The following is a 23,227-nucleotide window of genomic DNA, read 5'->3' as shown; positions in this document are numbered from 1 at the left end:
ACGAACGCAAAGCCAGCCACTTCCTCGCGTTCCTCGGCCTCGCCGCAGCCCTGACCTGCTACAAGAAACTCACCAAAATCACCACGTGAGACAAGACCTTAGGCCGGTCGGGTCGCTCAGCGTCACTGGGTTGCCGTTGGCGTACGCGTACCCGTTCATTTGCTGAGGGTCGCTGAGTTGCATGACGGGGTCGACGCTGATGAAGCGGCCGAGTCCAGCATCGTACTCACGCGCGCCGATGTGGGTGAGGCCGGTGGAATCCTCGGGTTTGCCGAGGAAGCCCTTGTCGTCCGGCCAGGTGGTGGGCTGGGTGCCGCGGTCTTCGCCGTAGGGCTTTTGGGCGCGGCGGGTGACGGCGAGGGTGGCGGCGTCGAGGGTGGTGGTGGCAGTGCCGTGGTGGTCGCTGGCCAGGAAGGAGAACTTAGTGGCGCCGGTTGCGTCGACGGCACGAACGACGGTTGGCGTCCCTGCGGGGCCGGCGTAGTAGCGGGTTCCGGTGACCTTCTGGCTGGCGAGGGTGAGGGTCAGTTCGGTGCTGCCGAGGTTGAGGGTGTTTTTGTCGGGGCCGCGGCGCAGGATGCGGTTGCCGTCGGCGTCGTAGAGGTAGGTCTCGGTTTTGGTGAGGCTGCCGGTGGTGGTGGCGTTGGAGGCGAGGCGGCCTTCGGGGTCCCAGGTGAGGTTCTGGGTGCCGCCGGGGATGGGGCGGGTTTTGGTGTTGCCAGCGTTGTCATAGATGTAAGTGCCGGGCTTTGCCCCAATTTGCGGATACTCGCGTACTAAGCGACCAGGTTCAGGCTGTCGACCTGGCCGTGGTGTTGCCGTTCGAAGTCGACGGGGCTGAGATAGCCGAGTGCGGAGTGTCGGCGGCTCTGGTTGTACCAGGACAGCCAGGCGAAAACCGCGAGTCGCGCCTGGGTCTTGACCAACCAGCGGATTCCGTGGAGGGGTTCACGCTTGAGCGTGGCGAAGAACGACTCCGCGAGCGCATTGTCGTAGCTCGACCCGACACAGCCCATCGACCGGCGTATGCCGTGGGCGCGACAGACCTCGGCGAAGGCGGCCGACGTGTATTGGGCGTGCCCTGTCGCTGTGGAAGATCACCCCGGTCACATCGCCACCTCGGGCCGCGACCACCGCCCGCAGCCCGGTCTACCAGGTCAGCGGCCTGCACCGACCCGTTGCCGGGCGAAGGACCCGATCCCACAGAAGTTGAGCCACAAAGCGGAATCTGAAGAACACCAGGGTTTGAGGCGTCCGAAGGTGCGGTATCCGGCCGACGCCGCTTCGCCCCGGATCCGACAGCGCATCGTCATCTACGGATTCGGCGTAGATGGGCGATGCGCACTGGATGGACCGCCTCCGCGGAGCTGCGGAGGGTGCGCTCGTTCCGCGTCCTGGTGACGCCGAAGTGCGGCGATGGGGTTCTGCGGACATTCGTTGCCGCACACCGCGGATGGGATCAGGCGGTGGCGACGGGCGTTGTCTGCGCCAGTGCGATGCGCCAGTCGCCGTTACCGGTGCGCACCACGAGGTAGGTGGCTTGCGGTGGTGGGCAGGCGCGTGCTGTCGGAGCCTCGCGCGCCGGGATCCCGTTCGTCTGAAACGTGCTTGATGCAGCTCACGATCGCGCTCCCCGGGTGCACAGCACGAATGTCGACGATTTCCGGTCGGGTGCGTACCTGCGCCAGGGGTGAGGCCAAAGCCGCTGCTCTGACGTGCCGTAGGTCGGCCTTGCCCAGGACCCGCCGTCCGGCGACGTTGACCATGACAACATCGTTGGTGTGCAGGTCGAAGAACGGTTCGAGGTCGTGCTGGCGGAGTTCGGCGTCGGCGACCAGCCTTCGAATCGCGGCCGGTTGCTCGGCGTCGACGCGTTCGACGGGGAAGGGTTGCTCGGGCTGGTTCACGCGTCGGCCCCCTGGTGTTCGCGTGCCTTGGCGGGCGTAAGGCGCTGGGCCAGGAACTGTTCGAACGTCAGCATGTCCGGATGTTGGCGGCGCAGAGCGGGGATGTCGGCCCGGTAGCCCTCTTCGGCGAACCACTCGAACATGCGCTCCTTGATCGGGAGGGCTTCCAGGCGGGTGGGCACGCCGGTGATGCGCTGGTAGGTTTCGGCGACCTGGGGGAACGTCAGTTCGTCGCCGGCGAGCGCGAGCGCGTGGCCGACGAACCGGTCCGGGTCGTCGAATGCGTCGGCGGCGAACACGCCGATGTCGTCGGTGGCGATGAACTGCATGAGCCGGACGGGGTCGACCGGCAGCGACAAGACGCGCTCGCCGTCCGTCTTCGCGTAGTGGAGCAGGTTGTTCATGAAGAACACCGGGCGCAGGATGGTGGCGGGCAGGCCGAGGGCCTGGATGTGGCGTTCGATCTCGGCCTTGCTTTCGAAATGGTCGATGCCGGTGCCGCGTTCCGCTCCGTCGACGGAGCTGTACACCAGGTGTGCGACGCGCAGCTCGGCGGCGATGTCCGCCACGGTCTTGCCTTGGCGGACTTCGGCGGCCAGGGTGTGCGGCTCGTACGCCAGTGCTTGAACGCTGAATACCCCTCGGACACCTTCCATCGCCGTGTGGAGTGACGCGGCGTCGTCGAGGTCGCCTTGGACGAGTGCCGCTCCGTGGCGCCGCAGGTCCTGGGCGGCGGGCTGGTCGGGATCACGTACCAAGGCCCGGACTCGTCGGCCGCGGGCGAGTAGTTCGCGTGCGGTGGCGCCGCCTTGGTTGCCGGTGGCGCCGATGACGAGGACGGGTTCGTGTGCAGGCATGGCGAAGCCCTCTCGCTGATTCGGAGTGGATTGCTCCGAATAAGCTAACCCGGAGCGAATCGCTCCGCAAGGCGTATCCTGAGGCCATGTCCGACGCCCCCGTACCGCGCAAACGCGGCCCGCAAGCCCGCGCAGCGCGCAACGACCAGGCGCTCCTGGAAGCGGCCCGCGAGGTGTTCGTCACCCAAGGGTTCGACGCGCCGGTGGCGGCGGTGGCCGAGCGCGCCGGGGTCGGCATGGGCAGCCTGTACCGCCGGTACCGCACCAAGGAGGAACTCCTCCAACGGCTGTGCGCCGACGCCCTCGAACGGCTTGCCCGCGCGGCACAGACCGGGCTCGGGATGGACGACCCGTGGCAGGGCCTGATGCACTACATCACCGAGTGCGTCAGGTTCGGATTCGGTGCCCTGGCCCCGTTGGCCGGCGCCGTCGAGATCACCTCCCGCATGCAGGAAGCCGCCGACCGGGCCCAGGGCGCCACCGGCGCACTTGTCGTCCGCGCACACACATCGGGAGTCCTGCGCGGCGATGTGACCGCCATGGACATCGCTCTGCTTATCGGACGATTCAGCCAACCCGCACCGGCGCCGACCCCGCAGGACGAGGAGCACATCCGACTCCGGCTTCTGAGAATCGCCCTGGACGGCCTGCGGTCCCACCACACCGAGGCGCTCCCGGCCCCTCCGCCCGACCCACGCGGTTATGAGGCCATGTGGAACCGGGAGACCGGCACATGAGCCTTCACCTGTGTCCATGACGCAGATACGGCTTCGCCCACGAGAACCGGTTTTGGCTCAACTTCCGCGGGGTCGGGTCCTTCGCCCGGCAACCGCGTCGGTGCAGGCCGCCGACCTGGTGTTTCCCTCGTTCATCGACCGCTGTGCGCCGGGGGGATGCGTCGCATCGCAGAAGTTGAGCCAGAACCGCAAGTCGTCGACAGAGCCACCTCAACCACGCCCGGTGGCGGACCGCTGTCGTCGCCCTGAACGCCGGGGCTGCGGTCGAGGACGTGACCCGGTGGGCCGGGCTGACCGCCGGAGAACTGGCCGACACGCTCACGGCCGAGCGGAGGAGTGACAGCGGCGGAACGCGCGAACGACGGCGTGCCGACGGGTGGGGATGACAGGCGGCGTGCGACCGGCTCGCAGAAGCTCGGCGTGAGCCGGCTCTCCCCCACCGTCGGGCACGGTGGGAACGGAACGACGAATCGGGTCCGTCGTGAGCGGGGCCCGGTTTGGGTGACGCGCGTGATCGGTGAGGGCGATGGCGCGGAGGCCGAGGCTACGAGGGCCCAGTTCGAGGCGGGGTTCGAGGCGGAGTTCGAGGCGGGGTTCGTCGACCCGGGGGGGGCGGGCAGGTGGCGCGGCAGCGGTGGGCGGACGCGGCGTGGGCGGTGGCGTTCGAGGACCTGGACCCGGTCTCGGCGTTCCCGGTCGTGCCGGGGCGTCGTTGGGGTCCGAGGCTGTGGTGGTCGGCGACCACCGGCCGGCATGTCGCGTGCGGGTCGAACGCGAATGCGGACCCAATTGACGGTGCTCGATCGCGACCCGCGGGACGTGGGCATGGCCGGGCGGCCGGTGCGGCCGGTGCGGCCGGTGCGGCGCGACGGCTCGGGTCGGGTGCGGCCGTGGGTACCGCAGGTGTTCGCCCGGTACGCGGACGGGCCGGGGCTGTCGCGGGACGTGTTCGGCTTCGCGGGGCGCGCCGTGTCGACCGGGCTGGCGGCGAACGTGCACTGATCGCAGCGGAGGCGATGACGGAGGCATGCGCGCAGGTCGGCTTTGCCTGTCGGCGCCTGGAGCCGCCGGGGGCGGCGTTCGCGGCGAACCTGAAGTGGCTGGCGGGGTACCGGCACCCGCGCAACGCAGGCCGGCCCGGGCTGCTGGGGATCCTGGTTGAGGCGTTCGCAGGGCCGCGGCCGCTGGCGGACGGCGTCGACGCGGTCGGCGACCCGGGTGGCAGTTGCGTTGTCGGCCCCGGTACGCCCGTTCGTGGCGGAACCCCGGCCGGGGAGTCGCTCGTTGGGCTGGGGCATGGACCCGGTCGACGGCGCCGCGGATGAGGCCGTGCCGGTGTGCGGTCCGGTTGTCACGCTCGAGCAGGTGGTAGGGCGACTGACCGAGAGCGGCGGCCTGGCCGACCCGGCCCGGTGATGCCCGACACCAACCATCCGGTCCACGGGTTATGCGTGCGACTCATGACCGCATCGGGCGGCGGGCGGCGGGCGGCGGGCAGACCCTGGTCACGACCGACGAAGCAGACGACACACAGCACCAGGCGCATTCGAGGTTACGTCCGCACCGTCGCGGGCCGGGCCCTTGGGGCGGCCCCCTGTCCACGGCCTGCCCATTCTCGGAGCAGGCGGACATCGGCAGACCGGCCTGTCCCGCTACACGGCTTCGCCATGAACCTGCCCCGCGATATCAACGCGGTGGCCGCCGTTGCTTTTCTGCTCTTTGTGCCGCGTCGGCACCCGTTTCGCATGCCCATCGCCGATCGCCGGCTCCAGGCGCCCAGCGGGTGGAGCGCGTCAGGCGCCCGCAAGGTTGGCGTGCCGCACCTGGCCTACCTCACAGGCCTGAACGCGCCGACACTGCGACCGGCGTCGGAGCGAAGGGCTCAGTCTCGGAGGGTCCCCAGCCGGGGAGACCATGCCAGGGTGCTGGGCACTGCCGCAATCGCGGTGCGCAGGTGCCCGGCAAGCGCCCCGAGTGCCGGGGTGGTGGGGTGTGTGCGACGGCGTGGCCGTGCGGCGGTTCCGGTCCAGGCGTCGAGCGCGCGGTGGAACGCGGCGACCAGGATGTCCAGGGCGAGCCGGAGTTGTAGCTCGTGCCCCGGGGGGACATCGATGCGGCGTCGGAGGGTGGCGAGGGCGCTCTGGGTGGTGCGCTCGCAAAAGTGCAGGCCGTGTGCGGCCATGGACGGAGTCTGCTCCATGAGGCGGCGGCTGAGCACGACCCGCTGGGTCCACCCGTCGGCGGGCATCTGATCCAGGGCGGCGAGGACGGCCCGCTCCAGCATGGCCAGCACTGTTCCTCCCGCCGGGTCACAGACCTCCAGTTCGTCGAGGAAGGCAGCCCACAGGTCCTGGGTGGGCGTCATCGCGACGTCTTCCTTGCTGCCGAAGGTCCGGAAGAAGGTGCGCTTGGAGACGTCGACGGCGTCGCAGAGTTCGTCCAACGTCACGGCGTCGAAGCCGCGTTCGGTGAAGAGCTCCAGTGCCGCGTCGACCAGAGCCTGGCGGGTGCGCAGCTTCTTGCGTTCACGCAGGGGAAGTCCGTCGGTCGAGCTGGGCAAGGGCAGGGCGGCAGGGGTCATGGCCTCAGTGTATCCCGATAACGCCTCTCGTAGGTTTTTGCCACTGAGCGGCGTTATGGTGTGTCGGCCGTCCCCGCCTTCCGAAGGGAGCCACGCCGATGCGTGCTCTGGTCGTCGACCGTTCCACCACCTCGAGACTGCGCCTAGCCCGAGTCCGAGACCCCGAACCCGCCGCACACCAGGCACTGGTCCGGGTATCGGCGACCTCACTCAACTACGGCGAGGTCAAGTACGTGGTGGCAGGGCAGCCGGACGGAGCGGTCCCCGGCTGGGACGCCGCCGGCGTGGTGGAGCGCGCCGCCGCGGACGGATCCGGTCCCGCGGCGGGAACGCCGGTGGTCACGCTTGCCGACGGTGGCGCGTGGGCGGAACTACGCGCCGTGGACACGGCGTTGATCGGCGTCGTCCCGAAACGCGCCGATCTCGGAGCCATCGCCACCATCCCGGTCGCGGGAGCAAGCGCGCTGCGCGCACTGGACCGCATCGGCCCCCTGGCCGGCAAGCGCATCCTGGTGAGCGGGGCCACCGGCGGGGTCGGCCGGTACGCGGTGCAAATCGGCCGCCAACGCGGGGCGCACGTGCTCGCCGCCACCGGCGATCCGCAGGCCCACGGCGAGGCCCTGCGGCGTCTCGGCGCCCACGAGGTGATCACCGCACCGCACGAAGTCGACGAACCGGTGGACGGCGTCGTGGAGTTGGTCGGCGGCACACATCTCGTCGATGCCTACGCCCGGCTCGCGCAACACGGCACGCTGGTGGCAGTCGGCCACGCCGCCCCGGACGACACAACTTTCCCGGCCGGCGCACTCATGGGCAACCAAGGGCGCCACAACCGCACGCTGGCCACCTTCTACCTGCTCGCCTGCGACAACCTGGCTCCCGACCTGACCCGGCTGGCCGCCGCCGTGGCGGACGGGACGCTCGACCCCGGCATCGCGTGGCGCGGTTCCTGGGACAACGCCGACGACGCCTTCGACGCCCTGCGCACACGCCGCCTCCACGGCAAGGCCGTCCTCGACGTGACCTGACTCACCCCCGGCCGCCGACTCCCGCACGCACACGAACCAAGGGAACCTCCTTGCCCGACGCTCCCCGAGAGGTACACCCCGCCGACCCGCGTCCGAGCGACGACTGGCCGACGCCCCTCTCCGTGATCACCGCCGTCCACCGGGAGGCCGTGCGCTTCCTGCCCACCGCCGCCGCGTCACTGGCAGCCCAAGCCACCGCCGTCGACTGGATCGTCTGCTATGACGGGGACCGTGTACCCCCGGAGGTCTCCGCGATCGTTGCCGCCGGGTGCCGCGCAATGGTCCCGGGCCTCCGCCTGCTCGCCAGCGGACGTCAGGCCGGGCCCTCCACCGCACGCAACATGGCACTGTCCCACGTACGGACACCATGGACAGCGGTCCTCGACGCCGACGACACGTGGCTCCCCGGCGGACTCGACCTGCTGCTGCACACCGCCCAGGCCACGGACAGCTCGTGGACCGCGGGCCTGACCGTCGACCTGCACGAGCGGCACCACGTGAATTTCCCCGATCACCTGGACACCGGAGTCCAGAAGTGCGGCACGGTGTACGAGGCCTATCAGCGCCTCGGGTTCATGCCGTTCCACGGCTGCGCCATGGTGTGGCGCACCAGTGTCCTGTGGCAACTCGGCGGCTGGCCTGCACTCCCCGCCGGAGAGGACACCGCCCTGGCGCTCATGGCCGCCGAGCACTATCCCGGCTACTACCTCGGCGCGACACCGGTGTACGGCTACCACCGGCACCCCGGCCAGACCACCGCGTCCCCGCACTACGCCGCGCGCCGCGCCGCCGCCGGCAACCACCACCGCCGACGTATCAGCGAGCTGCGCGCCGACACGGGGACCCCCTGCTCCGCCGGCACCGGCAGCAGCTGACCCCCAACCGGCCGACCGACGTTCCGCGCCAGGTGAGCGACACCGTCCACGCGGCGGCCACCGGCAACGACCCCAGGAAGGACAGCGCATGCGCGCCGTACAGATCGACCGCTTCGGCGGCCCGGAGGTACTGAGACTACGGGAGGTCCCCGAACCCGCTCCCGGCCCGGAGGAGGTCCTGGTCCGCAACGTCGCCACAAGCATCAACCCCGTCGACGACAAGACCCGCGAGGGCGCCATCGGCGAGGGGGCTCCCCCGTTGCCGATGACTCTCGGCTGGGACCTCGCCGGCATCGTGGTCGACGGCGGCGAAACCGGCTGGCAACCCGGCGAACGGGTCATTGCCATGTCCCACCAGCTCGACACCGGCCGAGGCACCTGGTCGGAACTGGTGGCCATTCCCGCTCACGCTCTCGCGGCCGCGCCGACGACGACCAGCCTCGTCGAGGCGGCCACCCTGCCGCTGCCCGGACTGAGCGCCTTGCAGACGCTGGCCTGGCTGTCCATGCAACCCGGCGAACGACTGCTCATCGCCGGCGCCGGGGGGGCGGTCGGCGGGCTCGCTCTGCAGATCGCCGTCTCGCGCGGCATACACGTCGACGCCCTCATCGCCCGCGACGCGCACGTCGCATTCGCCCGCGAGCACGGCGCGTCCGTGGTGACCACGGACCGAACCACCTTGGAAATCCACAGCTACCACGCGGTCCTGGACACGTTCGGTGCATTCGTCACCGACGCGGTGGCCGACGGCGGACGCTACGCCTCCATCGCCACTCAGGCCGGCCCCGTACCCGACCTCTCCGACCGAGGCATCCGCACCACAGTCCACCAGGTCACAGAGGACGGCACGGGTCTGGGCGAACTGGCAAGGCTGGTCGACACCGGCGCCGTACAACCCCGCATCGACACCACCTTCGGTCCACACACCATCCACAGCGCACACAAACGCTTCGCCCAGGGCAACCTCAACGGCAAAGTCACCCTGGCATTCGAGCAAACCCGCCCCCACAAGGCGACAGCCACCCCGCTCGACTGATCCGGGACAGCGGCCCCCGACAACAGGCGGCAGCGGTAGAGCCCCAGCCACGACGCCAGCCGCGGCCGGCAGCGGCCGACCGCCGAGCGTTCATCACGCAGAACCAGACAAACACCAGCCGACCTTGCACTCCGGGGCGTTCACACTCGGACCGCACTGTAGGACTCACAAGGCAGCCCCCAGGACCACGAAGCACACAGCGAACAAACGACCCGCGACCCCCAACCCAGACGTAGGACCAGAAAGCACATCTCAGCGAGCCAACCGCGCCACAAGCACACCAACCCAACTCACGAACGCCCCGCCCAGGCAGCCACCACCATTTGAATCCTCGGGAAAGCGGCTTCGTATTCGACGGGTGTGCGGTAGCCGAGGCTGCTGTGCAGTCTGCGGATGTTGTACCAGCCTTCGATGTACTCGAAGACGTCGCGGTGAGCCGCGGCCCGGCTGGGCCAGGGCCGACAGGTGTCGAGATCGGATTTGAGGGTGGCGAAGAATGGCTCGGCGACCGCGTTGTCCCAGCAGACGCCGGTCCGCCCCACCGACAACCGGATGCCGAACCCGCTGGCGAGAAAAGTGAGTTCACGGCTGGTGTACTGGCAGCCGCGGTCGGCGTGGAAGATCGTCCCGCGTGGCGGCCGCTGCCTGCGGACGGCGTCGCGCAGGGCGTCGGCGACCAGTTCGGTGCGCAGGTGGTCGGCGGCGGCCCAGCCGACGACCTTGCGGGTGGCCAGGTCGATGACGACCGCGAGGAACAGCCAGCCCTCGTCGGTGCGCAGGTAGGTGATGTCGCCGCACCACCGCGTCGATCCGGTCGAGCTCGGACCCGGCGCGAAGTCCCGCCGGACCAGGTCCGGGCGGGTCGTCGCGTGCGGGTCCGGGACGGTCGTGCGATGCCCGCGTCTGCGGTGCCGGCCCTGGAGTCCAGCCTGGCGCATCAGGCGGGCGACGCGGCGCCGCCCGACGCGGGCGTCGCCGCGGACCAGGACCGCGTGGACGCGCGGCGCGCCGTAGCTGCCGCGCGCTGAGGTCCGCTCGGTGAGCTCCGTGTCGCGGACAGCGCGCGGGCCGGGGGCGGCGGTGCGGCGGTGGTAGTAGGCGGCACGGGAGACCTTGAGCGGTTCACAGGCGCGTTTGGCGCTGTGGTCTGCGGCTTGCTCCGCCTCGATGAACGGGTGCACCGTCACCGGCTCTCGTTCGCGAAGAAGGCCGAAGCCCGCTTGAGGTTATCCACGTCCTGCCGCAGACGGGTGTTCTCCCGCCGCAGCCGCGCGAGTTCCTCGCGCTCGGACGACGTCAGGCCGTCACGTTCGCCCGCGTCGGCCTCGGCCTGCCTGACCCACTCGCGGGCCGCGGTCTCGGTCAGGTCGAAGTCCTTCGCGACCTGGCCGACCGACCGGTCGCCCTGCCGGCACAAGGCCACGATCTCGGCCTTGAACTCCGACGCGAACGAGCGGCGAGGCCGAGGCTTCTTCTTCCCCATGCTCTCCATGATGGACATCCTCCCCAAGAGGCCGCAGCCCCTCAGTCAGGGTGTCCGCCAAAACGCATCGAGCCCACACCGTCTCGCCCCATCTGCAGCCCCAGGCCAACACCCCACACATCAAGCACAACAACGAGACAGGACTGCGAACAGCACCCTCGCCGGCCACCCCGAACGCGCCCAGGCCCTCGCGGTGATCGACCCGGATTGGAACCCCGCATGGCCGCTCGACTGGCAACGCGACTACGCCGGGGTCCGCGAATCCTTCGCCATCGCAGGGCCAAACTCACCACCCACCAACTCGACAGGCTCGCCGACGTGGGGCTCGACTGGCGATAACCGGCAGGTAGAGGCCGTCTCAAACGACAGCGGAAATCTCACACAACCCGCCGAACCCCTCATCGGCCCGGCCCTCAGCGGAAGCAACCGGTCATGCACCTCCCCCAGCACCACCATCGCCCAGGCACGACCACCGTCTCACCACACCTGCAGCCACCCAGGCCAACACCCCACACGCCAAGCAACATCAACGAGACAGGACAACCGCGGTGCCGACCGGAGCGCCGACGGCGCAGGCATAAGTCAGGGGGCGATGTTCAGGGCCCAGGGCCGTCGTGCCCGGTGGTTCTTGATGATCGGGTTCAGACGTCGTGCGCGAGCCACGCTGTGACGTCGACGTCGTGCGGGTGGACGGGTTCGGACAGCACGACCCCCGTGGTGGTGTCGCCCAGTTCCGCGAGGCGTTCGATGACCTGTTCCAGGTGGTGCGCGTCGCGTACCGCGACAGTCAGCTCGTAACAGTTCGCGCCGGTGACGTGGCTGCAGGAGAGCACGTTCCCCAGGGTCAGCAGTCGCTCCCGCAGTCCCTTCGGGTTGCGGGTGTACCGATGCCGGGGACGCAGTGACACGTGTGCCCGCAGGCCCAGCCCCAACCGGCGGAGGTCGAGGTGGGCGCCGTATCCGGTGATCACGCCGTTGTCCTCCAGACGCCGCACGCGGTCGGCGACCGCGGGCCGGCTGAGGGCCACCCGGCGCCCCAACTCGGCGAGGGTGATGCGGGAGTTGTGGGACAGCTCGCGGATGATCGCGAGGTCCATGGCGTCTATCCCTGACGTTGTGCTACCGCTCATACCCAACCACCTTCCGTTCGACGGGAATCATGCCGAAGCGCCGTCGAAGTGCCATGGGCGAACGGGCGGCGGCAGCCTACCGTGATCAACCATGAAAGCCACCGTGCTGGAAGGCGCCGGACACGTCCGGCTGGTCCACGTTCCCGACCCGGTGATCCAGCGGCCGGGCGACGCCATCGTGAGCGTACGCCTCGCGGCGGTGTGCGGGTCCGACCTGTGGCCGTTCCGCGGCCAAGAGTCCTTCACCCCTGGTGACCGCATGGGTCACGAGTGGGTCGGGACCGTCGAGGAGACGGGCCCGGACGTCGCTCGCGTCCGACCCGGCGACCTCGTCATCGCACCGTTCGCCTTCGCGGACGGCACCTGCCGGCCCTGCCGCGAAGGCCTGTTCACGTCATGCCCCGACGGCGGATTCTGGGGCGGACGCCACGATGGGGGACAAGCTGAGGCCGTACGCGTGCCGTTTGCCGACGCTACCCTCCTCCCGGTACGCGCGGACACCGACCCCCGTCTCCTGCCCCGACTGCTGCCACTGACCGATGTCATGGCCACCGGCACCCACGCCGCCGTCCTCGCCGGTACCCAGCCTGGATCGACCGTCGTCGTGATCGGAGACGGCGCCGTCGGAATGTGTGCCGTCCTCGCCGCTCACCGAGCCGGCGCGGGGCGGATCATCCTCGCCGGACGCCGCGTTGAACGCGGCAATCTTGCCAGGCGCATGGGGGCGACCGACGTCCTTGCCGCAGACGACCCGGCCACCGCAGAGATCGTCAGGGGCGAGACGCAGGGTGGTGCATGCAGCGTCGCCGAGTGCGCCGGCACCCAGTCCGCCCTCGACCTGGCGATCGACCTCGTGCGGCCCGGCGGCACCATCGGCTCCGTCGGCGTCCCGAACGGCGTGGAACACGTCGACCTCTACCGGCTGTTCCGGCACAACATCACCTTGCGCGCAGGCGTCGCCCCGGCACGCCGATACCTCGAGCCCTTGCTCGCAGACGTCCTCGCCGGGCGCCTCGACCCCTCACCAGTGCTCTCCCTCGAAATGCCGCTGGACGACGTCGCCACCGCCTACCACGCCATGGACACCCGCCAAGCCCTCAAAGTCGCCCTCCGTCCGTGAGAGTCCGGAAGGTAGTGAGGAACAACAGCCACACCCCTGGGTCGACCGCGGTACCGAGCAGATCGCCGACTTGGAGGCGAAGCACCGTCGAATGACTGATCAGCAAGCCGAAGGCATGGCGGGGCGTCTACGGCGAGGCCCCCGAAAGCCACCTCGTCAGTTCCCGCTCCGTGCCTCGATGCCCTGGATCAACGAACTCACCCGGGCGGCCGCTTGACCACGACCATACGCGCCCTAGACGCGGTCGGCGGTCATCACCTGTACCGGACCAGCGCGCAGGACGGGGCGGGTACCGAGCACGGCAGCGAATACCCGTGGGCCGTAACGCTGGTAGTCGTCGGCGGGGGTGCTGGAACCAACCAGGTCCAAAGGCGTTCCACCGGCCTGACGAGGGAGCCATGTGGAAGCGCATTCGAGCAGTGGAACAGCGTGTCAACTCGATCATTGGAGGGTGACAGTGCCGACGTTGTCGGGCCGACCGGTCGACGTTGTGGTGGTGGGTGCCGGTGTCGTCGGCCTCTCCACCGCGGTGAGCCTGGCCGAGGCGGGCCTGTCAGTCAGGGTCGACGCCGCGGTGCCGCCCGAGCGGGCCCACTCCACCGCGGCCGGCGCCGCATGGGATCCGCACCTCGTCGAGCCCTCGGCCAGGATCCGCACCTGGGCAGCGGTGTCGTTGGTGGAACTGACGAGTTTGTCCTCAACCACGCGCTCCACCGGCGTGAGGTTGGTGGAAGGGACCCAGGAATCCCGCGAGCCACGCGAAATGCCGTTCTGGGCCGACATGGTCGGCGCCCGGTTCTGTGACCCCCAGGAACTGCATGACGGATACCGCTGCGGGTGGAAGTTCACCGTCCCGGTCATCGACGCACCGACCTACCTCGGATATCTCAAGCGCCGACTCATGAACGCAGGAGGCCGTCTGCGCAAGCACGCGTACACCTCACTCGCCGAAGCCGCTCGCGAAGCACCGGTCGTGGTCAACTGCGCGGGCGTCGGTGCACGCACCCTCGCCCCCGACCCCCTCGTCACGCCCGTGAAGGGCCAGATCGTCGTCGTGAGGAACCCGGGCATCGACACGTTCTTCTGCGATGACACCCCGGACACCGAACAGCACACGTACTTCTATCCGCACGGACCCATCGCCACCCTCGGCGGCTCCCAGACCCCCGACAACGCCAACATGATTCCCGACGCCGCGACCGCCCGGCAGATCGTCAACAGATGCGCCGCCGTCGAACCGCGCTTGCGGGACGCCCATGTACTGGAACACCGCGTGGGACTGCGCCCCTTCCGTCCCCGAGTGCGCCTGGGCGAGGAGACGCTGCCTCAAGGAGAACGCGTCCTCCACAACTACGGGCACGGAGGAGCCGGGTTCACTCTCGCCGCGGGCTGCGCCGCCGCCGTCGCCGCCATGGTCACCACCGGGGCGACAGCATGAAGGCCCCCTCTGCATACGGGGGCCACGCACGCGAACACCTTTTGAAGAGACCACCAAGTACGGTTCCGTGGGCACCAAATACGCGAACCAAGCTGCCCTCAGCACCACGGTTGGCGGCAGTAACACCGGGGCCGGGTTCCTCCGCACCGGCTGACCTCCAAGACGTGCGGGGCTCCCCCGCCCCGCCGCCGAGCGTGAAGCCCCGCACCTCCCAGCGGCGGTCCCGTCCTCGCCGCAGCCCACCCGTTCGGACGAGAACTGAACGCCGCAGGGCGGCGGTCCGTGGACCTGCTGCGGGCGTGCATCACCCGCGACCAGGCAGCGGTACACCGCGCCCCCACGGGCCTGGGCCGGCAGCGACTGGAGCACGTCCTGGCCGTGCTCATCGTCGGGGGCCGACGGAACTTCACGACGCGCGACGTCGGTCTCGCACCGCTGCAGGAGGACGCTTCCGTCGGGCGCCGCGTAATAGGTGGCGGGGACGTTCGTCAATCGCCCCGCGAGTGCCCGGTCGATCTCGCCTTCCTGGTAACAGGTGCGCCAGGCGATCGGGGCCCGATCACCGGCCGGCACCGGCCGACCGGAACCTGTCGATCTTCTGGGGCGCGGGCCAAGAAGGTGCTGACTCGCCATCCAGCCTGTCAACGAAATGCCGTCAGGCCGACCGCGCGACGGGTCGCGTCACGGGCCACCAGAGCTTCCAGGCCGGCGCGGGCGGTCACCCCCGGACAGGACGGAGCTGTGCCGTGTACGCCTTGGAGCCGCAGCAGGCCCGGATGCTCCTCGCCGACATCGCTGCGCTGCCGCTCGGGCACGACATCGTCGCGGCTTGCAGCGTCCGGACGCAGGGGATCGTGAGCTACTTGCATGGGCGGGGAGTCCCCATGGAGGCATTGGGCGTGGCGGGAAACTTCGTGCCCGACCTGTCGGCTCAGGGATTGGATGAGCACTATGCGCACGGCGCGGTGATGTACGGTCCGCTGCCGTTCGCTCCCCACACCTTCTCCCAGCGCGCCGCCTACGCCCCCGACGCGGAACGTCAATCCGACGGGAAACACCGGGGGGCATCCGCGTGGGCGACATCTCCGTTCACCGCCAGATCTGGGTGGACCCCGAGCGGCCCGGCGTGTCTATCGGCCTCGCCGATGGAGGGCAGCGCTGGTGGGTCGCGGAAACCACCCAGCGACAGCCGTTCGCCAACCACTACGCGCCCGCGGTGTGGGTTTCCCGCCAGGGCCAGTCGCCCGTGCTCATGGTCATCGACACAGCTCAGAGCAAAAGCGAGTTACAGACGCTCGACCAGTGGCGTGCCAACCAGTCCTATCCCGAGGCCGTCACCGCGGTGGCCGGCATCAGGGCACCGTTTCGCATCTACGCAGACGCGCTCTCCCTGGGCCAGGCCGCCCGGCTTACGCGCTACCTCGGCCTCGCCGGCCCACCCAACGCCCGGAAGCTGGACGCGCGTTGGGCTCACGTATCGGACGAAGAGCGGCGCGCCGCCATGACGTCGTTCTTCCGCTGGACCGAGCCTTCAGAAAAGGACGCCGCGTTTGCCGGGTACTCCGAGAACCTGAGGCAGACGGTCACCTCCGACGCGCCGTTGTTCCCGCCGGAGCAGGACATCGGCGCCATGCTCGAACACGCCGTCAAAACGTTCGTCCCTTTGGAGGCGTACCAGGCCTGGCTCCGACGGACCGATGCCGCCATCGCCAGCAGGCGCCAACTGCAGCGCCCGCCGGTCCTACACGGCGCAACCCTCACCACCGACCTGCAGACCCGGTCTCGCAGCCAGGAACCGCTGCGCAAATCGCAGCCCGCCGAGACAGCGTCCGCGGTCGCCCTGGCGACCGCCGCGGCGGCGGGGCTGGCCCCCGTGGTCAAACACCCTGAAGGCTTCAAACGCGCCAGCGCCGCGGCGGCCGAGACAGTCAACAGGCTGGTGCGCGGCACCGTGCCGTACCTCATCGAGAACATCTCGGCGACCAAGGACGGCGACGTGGGCCGTTCACGGTCAAAACACCTGAACTGAACCGTGCTGATCATTTCTGTTTGTCAATATCTGAGGCCGGGGCGACCGGCGGTGGTCGGGGCTTCAGTCGGCGGCGGGCATGGCGCCCTCGCTTGCACCCCCAACGTGCGCCTCCTCCCGGAAGGGAAAGTCGTCACCGCCATCGTCCCCGCCAACCACCCGCCGCCACCGGACCGTAGGGACGCCACGACAGAGCCGCGGCAGCAGATGTCGGCCGGACGGGCGCGTGCGTACACGATTGCCGATTGCGTTCACCCGAGGGACGGGGCCGCCGACGGACCGGCCGGCCGCTCGACCGAGGTTCCGCGGTTCACGAGTTCGAAGGACTCGGCATAGGTGTGGGGTGCGACCAAAGATCTTTGGTCGCACCCCACACCCACCGAACGGGTCCTACCAGCGGTACCAGCGGCCCTTGCGGCCGCCGTGGCCCGCGGGCCGGATCACGAAGCCGAGCAGCCAGACCACCAGGACGACAACGGCGATCCACCACAACGCCTTCAACGCGAAACCAGCGCCGAACAAGAGCAACGCGAGAAGCAGAACGACGATCAGGGGAACCATAGTTATCAACCTCCGAGCCCACGTCTGCCCGGCCGGAATCCCCTCATTCCCAAAAAGTTCCCGCGGCTACGGCCTGCGCACCGCCGGACACTTCGCCACCGGAGACCACACGATCCGCCCCCAACGGCAAACCGCCACCGCCGCCGTCCTGGCAACACCACCGCAGGCACCCGCGTCCGGGTGTGGCGACGAGCGGAACGGGCAGGTGCAGCACCGAGCAACCGGAACCTCTGAAGGGAAGTGCCACCATGGCGGACACCACGACCCCACCGAATCCAGCGCAGGTGGAGAAGTCAGGCGGCGCCGAGGTGGCCGCGCCGGCGACCCACCGGGGACGCACTTCCATCGCGGACGGCGTCGTCGCGAAGATCGCCGGTATCGCCGCCCGGGAGATCACCGGGGTGTACGCGATGGGCAGCGGCGCGGGCCGCGTCTTCGCCGCGGTGCGCCAACGGGTACCGGGCGGCAAGCCCAACGTCGCCCAGGGCGTCAGCGTCGAGGTCGGCGAGAAGCAGTGCGCCGTGGACCTGGCCCTCGTCGTCGACTACGGCGTGCCCATCGCCGAACTCCTTGCCGCCGTACGGGAGAACGTCGTCACCTCGCTCGAACGCATGACCGCTCTCGAAGTCGTTGAAGTCAACATCGCCGTCGACGACATCCACATCGAGGACGACGACGAGTCCGACCGTCGGATCGAATGAACCCGACGGGGCGATGACGAAGTCTACGGCGCGCCCGTCGGCGCTGGGTCAGTCGCCGGCCGAGGGCGCTCGAAGGAGCGGTCCGGGTCGTCGAGGGCGAGGTGCCCCGGGGCTGTCCGTGAAATGGCGGCGTGGCTACGGCCGATGGCCGTGCCGGTGGCGGCGGAGAACACGGGCCCGCGGGACGCCACCTGGTCCGCCTTTCCCGAATCTCATGTGCTGGAGTCGGGCAGCCGCGACTAGGCGGGGCGCGGTTCGGGTGAAGTCGTCGAGGGTGATCGCCTTGGTGACGTAGGTGCGCGCAGCTGCGGAGCGGTGGCCAGGTCAAGTTCCCCTGCCACGGTCACCGTGCAGTGGGCCGGGCCGACCGGGTCGACCGTGACCTGGAGCGCGTCGGACACGCGGCAGTCTCACGTGAATGCGCGGGAGTGTGGCACGCCAGCGTCACGGCGCCGCCGGGGACCCGTCGGACGCGTGGTGGGCTGCCGGTCACGTGCGCGATGATGCCGAGACCGTGCCGCTCGGGGAACGCATGCGCGGCAGCGGGCAACCGGTCGGGGGCTGTGTCGCGGACGGCGATCTCGATGCGGTCCGGGTCCACCCGGACCGTCAGCCGACACGGACCGGGCGTGTGGCGGCTCGCGTTGGACAACAGCTCGGACGCCACCAGCACCGCCTCCCACGCCATCGGAACCGCCAGCACCGCGTCGAGGAAGCGCCGCAGCCTACGGCGCGCCGCGCGGACCGAACGGACCGTGCCGTCCAACCGGATGTCCAAGATCCCGCTCCTGCCGCGCTGCATGCGGTGCGTCTACCCGACCCGCCCGGATCCAGTCGGACCGTCAGCAGCGTGGAGCCAGACGTGCGGGGGTGCAGTCCCTTCGGGGCAGCAGCCGCCCACGCGCGGACAGCGACGCGCAGGTGCGCGGCCGCGGTGGACGACCCGGGCCCCAGCTGTCAGGCGGGATCGCCGGCCCGGTTCCGGGTAGCGGTGGTCACGATCGACGGACGCCACACCGCCCGGTGGCCCGGGCCCCGTTCCAGGCGCCGGCCCGACGCTGCGACGACCGAGCCGGGCGGTGGGCGGTTCGTCGGTCCGGACGGCGCGGGCCGACCGGTGCGGCTCGCGCGGGAGCGGGCCCGAGGACTCCTCGACACACCGGCCGACCGCGCCGTTCCCAGCCCGCCGGGTCAACGGTCAACGACCTGAGCAGGCCGCGTACATCGCCTCGGATTGTCGGGCCCTATACGTTCTCCACGCCCTCGAACAGCCGGTCAGCCGCCTCGCGTAGGGCGCGGGCCACTACGGTCTCGTAGCCCACCGGAGCCGGGGCCTCGCGAGCGTACGAGGTCGCCAACTTGCTCAGGTGTGTCATGGTGGCGTCCTTGACGCCGTTGAGCACCACTTCGTACGTCCCGTCCGGGGCCTTGCGCAGGTCCATGTAGCCAGCATCGCGGCCGAGGTCCGGGCGGACCGACCGCCGCACCGGCGTGCCTGGGCGCGTCACCCGGAAGGCCGCTTGTTCCACGCGGAGACGACCCTGCGACCGCCCTTGGGTCGTTAGGTCCGGTATGGAATCCACCACCAAGCCCGTTGATCGGATGCACGCCGCGGCCGCGGAGGAGTACGCGTACCTTCAGGCGCACCGGCACGACCTGGGGGCGGACGGACTGCTGGCAATTGGGTACGCCTACGGCCTTGTCTGCATGGTGCTCACCTGCGACAACCCCGAGCTGGCCACCGAGGGGCTGTTCGCGCTGCAACGCGAGGCGCGGCGCACCGCGAACGCGCGGAGGACCGGGCCGCGATGGCCGCGGTCTTCCCGCGTACACCCCGTGTGTGGGGCGTCATCGGCCCCGAACCGACCAGCACCGCGCGTCGCAGACGGTAGGCAAGGGCGTTTCACCGGCCCGGTCGGGGGTGTGGCTGCGCCACCAAGCCGACCCCGTCGCCGGGGCATGGCTGTCCGGCACGGTCCGCAACAACGCCGCCTGCCGCCGCGGCTCCGGCGGCCGACGGCGGCGTAGCGGCTGACGCAGGCTCCTAGAAGATGGCGGCGCCCGGCGTCATGATCTTGTACGGGTCGAACTGCCGCTTCCACGACGCGAACTGCGGGTAGGCCGATCCGTAATGGGTGGCCCAGTCGGTCTTGGTGAAGGGGATTGCGTCTTCGACGTAGCGTGTCCCGCCGAGCGCGACGACGTCCTGCCACCACCGGTGGTTTCGTTCCAGCATCCGGGAGGCGAATTCCGGGGCCGGGCCGGGCGCGGCGGAGGTGGTGAGCACGCCGCAGAGCCACGCCCAGCGTCCGCCGCTGGTCGACGGCGCCTTGAACAGCGGGAAGTCGTCGGTGAAGCTCGAGGTCAGCGTGGGACTGAAGACGACGAAGGTCGTCGGGCTGACGTCCTCGGCGGTGAGTGCGGGGAACAGGGACTCGGCGAACTCCAGGACGCGATTGTCCGGGATCAGCGCGTTGAACCACGGCTTGACCAGCGAGTCCCACCCTGAGGTGCTTCGCCAGGCGTCGACCTGCTGATCGACGAGGTAGATGTAGTCGAGGTAGCCCATGTCGACGTACTGGGCCTGCTGCGTGACGGGTGAGCAGCCGCGGGTCAGCGCCGCTGTCGACGGCACCGCGGACGGGTCGTCGTAGAAGACGACCGCCAGCAGGCCCAGCGGCAGCGGTGTGGCTTCGCCCGGCATGTTCGCGCTGGCCACGAAGTCGAACTCACCCGGGCGTCCGCCGCGAGCCGCGAGGACCCTGAGGTCGTTCACACAACTCGCGACATCGGTGTACGGCGCCGACCGGTACACGCGCGCGAACCGCCGCGCGGGGATCAGGTCGACGGTGACCCGGGTGATGATCCCGCATTGGCCCTGCCCGGCCAACATCGCCTTGAACAGTCCGGAGTTCCGGGTGCGCGAGCATTCGACGAGGTCTCCGGCTCCGGTCACCACCTGGAGCTTCCGCACCGTGGCCGCCTGAGGGACCCTGAGGTTGCTGGTCGCCGCGTTGAGGCCGCCGATGGAGAGGGTCCCCCCGACTCCCAGTCGCGTGTAGCCGGTGATGGCCGCGGGCGTCAGGCCGTACGGGAAGGCCGCCGCGATCAGGTCGTACCAAAGGACGCCGGCGTCGACGTCCGCACCCGCCGCCGAGATCGAGTGGATGGTGTTCAACGACTTCATGTTGACGGTCAGTCCGGCGCGCGTCAGGGTCTGGCCGAAGACGCTGTTGCGGCCGGTGTTGGCCGCGACCGGGATGCGGTTGCGTCCGCAGTAGCGCACCATCGCCTGCACGTCGCCCGCCGACGCCGGGTTGAGCACCGCACGGGGCGTGCTGTTCGACATGTTCCCGGCGTCCGTCGCGTGGGCCGCGAGCGTGGTGTCGTCGGTCAGCAGCGTTCCGTCCAGACGTGGGACCGGACTGAACGAGGCGCCCTCGGTCGCCTCCGCGGACGTCACCCACTTGCCGGTGACCGCGTTGAATCCCACGATGACGGTCGCGGCCGTCGCGGTCAGGAATCGGCGCCGGGAGACCCCGCGGCTGATCGAAGTGTCCATCTCAACTCCGTTGTTCGTGTCGCGCCCCGACCGCGCGATCCCGGGCGGGGTCGGGCGCGGTACGCGCGGAGCACCTCGGATTGCCCCGGACGGGGTCGGCGATTTCGCCGGGCTGATCCTCGCGCTTCGCGGCCGCGGTAACTCGCCGGTTTGCGCACGCGCAGTTGACGAGGCGCGCAGGAGTGCGCCACCTACCGGAGGCCTCGACCGGGAACAATGCACCCGTTTCCCTCCCGCGGACTACCCGACGGACGTCGCGGGGTTGTCGTGAGCGGCGAACCGGAAACGTATGCCGGTTGGGGTCCCTCGGCATCCCGAGCAGCCCGGTGTGGTTGCGGCGCTCTTGCGGTGGGCGACGAGGCGCCGGTGCCCCCTGGCGGCGGGTGGCGGTTGCGTTGCCACCCCTCACGACGGGGACCACGGTGGAGCACATGCACGCCGACGGCGGTACACGCAACGGTCAGACGGTCCCACCGGAGCTGGACGCGGACGAATTGTCGGCGGTGGCCGCGCGTCTGGAAGCCGAGGCCGCTGTCGCGTCCCTGCGCCGCCAAGCAGCGCTCCTGCACGCTCGCCTGCCCACGATGAGGACGACGATCCGACGGAGTTCCGAACCGGGCTGAGCGTCAGCCCGGGTGGGACGGCAGGTTCCGGCCGAACAGGGCGGCCCCGTCGGTGATCAGCAGCTGTGGGGGTGCCGGGACCGGGCCGGGAAAGCCGCGGTCGGCTGCGGACCACTCCGCGGCCAGCGCGTTGAAGATCGGCGTCTCCGGATCACTGGCGGCCAGACGACGCCGACGGGCGCGCTCGGTGCGCCGGTCACGTGGCGGGGGAAAGGTCATACCGGAGTCAACGACGCCGCCCCCCGCGGGACGCGCCTCTCGTCGACGTACGCCCATTCGTGGCACTACCTCGATCGGGGAGCACTCGTTGGACTGGGGCATGGACCCGGTCGACGTCGGTGCGGCGGATGAGGTGGTGCTGGTGTTCGGCCCGGTCGCCGCACTGGAGCGGGTGGTGGGTCGCCTGACCGCGTGCGGTGTTCTGGCCGAAGCGGCGCCGGTGCTGCCGGAGGTCGGGAACCCGGTCGCGGGTCGTGCGTGCTGCGCATGGCCGGCCCGGACGGCGGGCGGACCCCTGGTCGCGGTCCCGGAAACGGGCGGCGCAAGACAACAGCCGGGCCCCTCCAATCCCTGGCTGCGGTCCTACGACGCCCGGACCGCGACACCACCCGCCGCCCCGAAGACAGCCGGCACGGCTGGCCGGGACGCCACCGCGCCCGGGCCGGCAGCTGACTCCCGACCCCCGAGAACGAGCGGGGCTGCCTCAGGCAATGTGATCATCTCGTCGGGGGCCGTCGGTGTCCGGCTTGGCCAAGTCGTCCGTCCACGGCAGGCGGACTTTCACACCGAGGGCGTCGAACCCGTAGCCGAGTTGGTCGCACCACTCGGGCAGGATGCGGCCCCACTGCACCTGAGTCGCCGTCGGGCCGCCGGCGGATATCGGGCCGGAGATAGTAACTGTGCTGCCCTCCTGCGTCCGGCTCGGGGAGAGAAACACCCAGAAGGACCAAGTGCCGTGCGCGGCCTCAAGCGCGTACGAGGGTTGCGGACGCCGGACGGCGGACGGCGCACGCACCGCGAAGCGGCCACGCTCGACGACGCGCCACGGGGGCTCCGGCCGTCCCGCCTGGGTCACATCGGCGTGGAGTTCACCGCACAGCCGCGCGTAGTCGGCAACGATGCCCGCCAGCGCGGCATAGCCGTCCGCGAAATCGCGGCTGTCGTCCGCGTAATCGATCGAGCTACGCATGTCCAGGGCGGTGCGGGCCCGCGTCGCGAGGAGCTTGGCGAGCGGCATCCCCCGCCTATCCCTCTCCAGGAGGCTCAGTGCCTCCTTCGAGCCCTGGTAGTAGCAGCGGTACTTCTCGTGCAAACCCAACGCGTCGAAATCCATCGCATCCCCCGGCTTCCCCGAAACGGCTGCCCAACCGGCAGGAAGTTCGCTCGTGGTAGAGCCTCTCCAACCTAGCCTCGGCAGCGTTCCGGCGTACGCTGCGGTATCGAGGACCGCGCACGTCGGCTGATCCAGGTGTCCCCGCACAACTCATGCGCACTGCGATCCCGTCCCCCACGCACGACGTTCCCATGGGCGAGCCCGACCGGTAGAGGAGCAGAAGGAG

Annotated in this window: 23 protein-coding genes and 1 pseudogene; 10 read left to right on the top strand and 14 right to left on the bottom strand. The window is 70.1% G+C overall.

All coding sequences use genetic code 11. The features are described from left to right. Nucleotides 1-78: 78 nt before the first annotated feature. The 4 genes and pseudogenes from ACWD12_RS40335 to ACWD12_RS40320 all read right to left on the bottom strand — a co-directional run bounded on the left by ACWD12_RS40335 (nt 79) and on the right by ACWD12_RS40320 (nt 2,764). Nucleotides 79-411 (bottom strand): RHS repeat-associated core domain-containing protein, encoded by a 333-nt coding sequence (locus tag ACWD12_RS40335; RefSeq protein ID WP_450103843.1) that lies wholly within the window; start codon nt 409-411, stop codon nt 79-81. A 365-nt stretch (nt 412-776) separates the two neighbouring features. Next, nucleotides 777-1,131 (bottom strand): annotated as a pseudogene (locus tag ACWD12_RS40330) (transposase); the annotation flags it as partial. Between the two features lie 380 nt (nt 1,132-1,511). Further along, the gene (locus ACWD12_RS40325) at nt 1,512-1,907 is read right to left on the bottom strand and encodes an SgcJ/EcaC family oxidoreductase (RefSeq protein WP_450103842.1); all 396 of its coding nucleotides are present in this window, start codon (nt 1,905-1,907) and stop codon (nt 1,512-1,514) included. Then, entirely contained in the window at nt 1,904-2,764 is an 861-nt protein-coding gene (locus tag ACWD12_RS40320; protein WP_450103841.1) for an NmrA/HSCARG family protein, read from the bottom strand. Before ACWD12_RS40320 ends, ACWD12_RS40325 begins: the two co-directional genes overlap by 4 nt. An 86-nt stretch (nt 2,765-2,850) precedes the next feature. Here ACWD12_RS40320 and ACWD12_RS40315 point away from each other — a divergent pair, with 86 nt between their 5' ends. From ACWD12_RS40315 to ACWD12_RS40305, 3 genes are all read left to right on the top strand, one after another. Continuing rightward, nucleotides 2,851-3,501, top strand: a complete 651-nt coding sequence (locus ACWD12_RS40315) for a TetR/AcrR family transcriptional regulator (RefSeq protein WP_450103840.1) — start codon at nt 2,851-2,853, stop codon at nt 3,499-3,501. Nucleotides 3,502-4,290: 789 nt separating this feature from the next. Beyond that, complete coding sequence (locus tag ACWD12_RS40310) at nt 4,291-4,503, top strand: hypothetical protein (RefSeq protein WP_450103839.1); 213 nt, start codon at nt 4,291-4,293, stop codon at nt 4,501-4,503. Nucleotides 4,504-4,785: 282 nt separating this feature from the next. Then, nucleotides 4,786-4,917, top strand: coding sequence for a hypothetical protein (locus tag ACWD12_RS40305; RefSeq protein WP_450103838.1), 132 nt, complete (start codon nt 4,786-4,788; stop codon nt 4,915-4,917). Between the two features lie 466 nt (nt 4,918-5,383). Here ACWD12_RS40305 and ACWD12_RS40300 read toward each other — a convergent pair whose 3' ends face one another. Next, entirely contained in the window at nt 5,384-6,082 is a 699-nt protein-coding gene (locus ACWD12_RS40300; RefSeq protein ID WP_450103837.1) for a TetR/AcrR family transcriptional regulator, read from the bottom strand. Nucleotides 6,083-6,180: 98 nt separating this feature from the next. Here ACWD12_RS40300 and ACWD12_RS40295 point away from each other — a divergent pair, with 98 nt between their 5' ends. The 3 genes from ACWD12_RS40295 to ACWD12_RS40285 all read left to right on the top strand — a co-directional run bounded on the left by ACWD12_RS40295 (nt 6,181) and on the right by ACWD12_RS40285 (nt 9,021). Continuing rightward, nucleotides 6,181-7,110 carry a zinc-binding dehydrogenase gene (locus ACWD12_RS40295; protein WP_450103836.1) on the top strand — a complete coding sequence of 310 codons (930 nt, stop codon included), beginning with the start codon at nt 6,181-6,183 and terminating at the stop codon, nt 7,108-7,110. Nucleotides 7,111-7,160: 50 nt separating this feature from the next. Beyond that, entirely contained in the window at nt 7,161-7,985 is an 825-nt protein-coding gene (locus ACWD12_RS40290; RefSeq protein WP_450103835.1) for a glycosyltransferase, read from the top strand. Nucleotides 7,986-8,073: 88 nt separating this feature from the next. Beyond that, nucleotides 8,074-9,021 carry an NADP-dependent oxidoreductase gene (locus ACWD12_RS40285; protein WP_450103834.1) on the top strand — a complete coding sequence of 316 codons (948 nt, stop codon included), beginning with the start codon at nt 8,074-8,076 and terminating at the stop codon, nt 9,019-9,021. 290 nt (nt 9,022-9,311) lie between these two features. Here ACWD12_RS40285 and ACWD12_RS40280 read toward each other — a convergent pair whose 3' ends face one another. From ACWD12_RS40280 to ACWD12_RS40270, 3 genes are all read right to left on the bottom strand, one after another. Beyond that, on the bottom strand, nt 9,312-10,208 hold the full coding sequence (locus tag ACWD12_RS40280; RefSeq protein ID WP_450103833.1) for an IS3 family transposase: 897 nt from the start codon (nt 10,206-10,208) through the stop codon (nt 9,312-9,314). Beyond that, on the bottom strand, nt 10,205-10,513 hold the full coding sequence (locus ACWD12_RS40275) for a transposase (protein ID WP_450103832.1): 309 nt from the start codon (nt 10,511-10,513) through the stop codon (nt 10,205-10,207). Before ACWD12_RS40275 ends, ACWD12_RS40280 begins: the two co-directional genes overlap by 4 nt. Nucleotides 10,514-11,145: 632 nt before the next feature. Then, nucleotides 11,146-11,634 (bottom strand): Lrp/AsnC family transcriptional regulator, encoded by a 489-nt coding sequence (locus ACWD12_RS40270; RefSeq protein ID WP_450103831.1) that lies wholly within the window; start codon nt 11,632-11,634, stop codon nt 11,146-11,148. 91 nt (nt 11,635-11,725) lie between these two features. On the opposite strand from ACWD12_RS40270, the gene ACWD12_RS40265 reads away from it, so the two are divergent. The 3 genes from ACWD12_RS40265 (at nt 11,726) to ACWD12_RS40255 (ending at nt 16,221) form a co-directional block, all read left to right on the top strand. After that, entirely contained in the window at nt 11,726-12,754 is a 1,029-nt protein-coding gene (locus ACWD12_RS40265) for an alcohol dehydrogenase catalytic domain-containing protein (RefSeq protein WP_450103830.1), read from the top strand. Nucleotides 12,755-13,205: 451 nt separating this feature from the next. Then, the gene (locus tag ACWD12_RS40260) at nt 13,206-14,192 is read left to right on the top strand and encodes an FAD-dependent oxidoreductase (protein WP_450103829.1); all 987 of its coding nucleotides are present in this window, start codon (nt 13,206-13,208) and stop codon (nt 14,190-14,192) included. Nucleotides 14,193-15,264: 1,072 nt separating this feature from the next. Then, a complete protein-coding gene (locus tag ACWD12_RS40255) occupies nt 15,265-16,221 on the top strand; it encodes a hypothetical protein (RefSeq protein ID WP_450103828.1) in 957 nt (318 codons plus the stop codon). Nucleotides 16,222-16,611: 390 nt separating this feature from the next. Here ACWD12_RS40255 and ACWD12_RS40250 read toward each other — a convergent pair whose 3' ends face one another. Then, the gene (locus tag ACWD12_RS40250) at nt 16,612-16,782 is read right to left on the bottom strand and encodes a hydrophobic protein (protein WP_450103827.1); all 171 of its coding nucleotides are present in this window, start codon (nt 16,780-16,782) and stop codon (nt 16,612-16,614) included. 248 nt (nt 16,783-17,030) lie between these two features. Here ACWD12_RS40250 and ACWD12_RS40245 point away from each other — a divergent pair, with 248 nt between their 5' ends. Further along, nucleotides 17,031-17,483 (top strand): Asp23/Gls24 family envelope stress response protein, encoded by a 453-nt coding sequence (locus tag ACWD12_RS40245; RefSeq protein ID WP_450103826.1) that lies wholly within the window; start codon nt 17,031-17,033, stop codon nt 17,481-17,483. Nucleotides 17,484-17,826: 343 nt separating this feature from the next. Here ACWD12_RS40245 and ACWD12_RS40240 read toward each other — a convergent pair whose 3' ends face one another. The 5 genes from ACWD12_RS40240 to ACWD12_RS40220 all read right to left on the bottom strand — a co-directional run bounded on the left by ACWD12_RS40240 (nt 17,827) and on the right by ACWD12_RS40220 (nt 23,001). After that, complete coding sequence (locus tag ACWD12_RS40240) at nt 17,827-18,261, bottom strand: ATP-binding protein (RefSeq protein WP_450103825.1); 435 nt, start codon at nt 18,259-18,261, stop codon at nt 17,827-17,829. 466 nt (nt 18,262-18,727) lie between these two features. Continuing rightward, a complete protein-coding gene (locus tag ACWD12_RS40235) occupies nt 18,728-18,925 on the bottom strand; it encodes a hypothetical protein (protein ID WP_450103824.1) in 198 nt (65 codons plus the stop codon). 602 nt (nt 18,926-19,527) lie between these two features. After that, on the bottom strand, nt 19,528-21,045 hold the full coding sequence (locus ACWD12_RS40230; RefSeq protein ID WP_450103823.1) for an FAD-binding protein: 1,518 nt from the start codon (nt 21,043-21,045) through the stop codon (nt 19,528-19,530). Between the two features lie 626 nt (nt 21,046-21,671). Then, nucleotides 21,672-21,887 (bottom strand): hypothetical protein, encoded by a 216-nt coding sequence (locus ACWD12_RS40225; RefSeq protein WP_450103822.1) that lies wholly within the window; start codon nt 21,885-21,887, stop codon nt 21,672-21,674. A 484-nt stretch (nt 21,888-22,371) separates the two neighbouring features. Next, complete coding sequence (locus ACWD12_RS40220; RefSeq protein WP_450103821.1) at nt 22,372-23,001, bottom strand: hypothetical protein; 630 nt, start codon at nt 22,999-23,001, stop codon at nt 22,372-22,374. Between the last annotated feature and the right edge of the window lie 226 nt (nt 23,002-23,227).

Source organism: Streptodolium elevatio (assembly GCF_053592165.1).
This window is presented reverse-complemented; position numbering and strand designations above follow the sequence as displayed.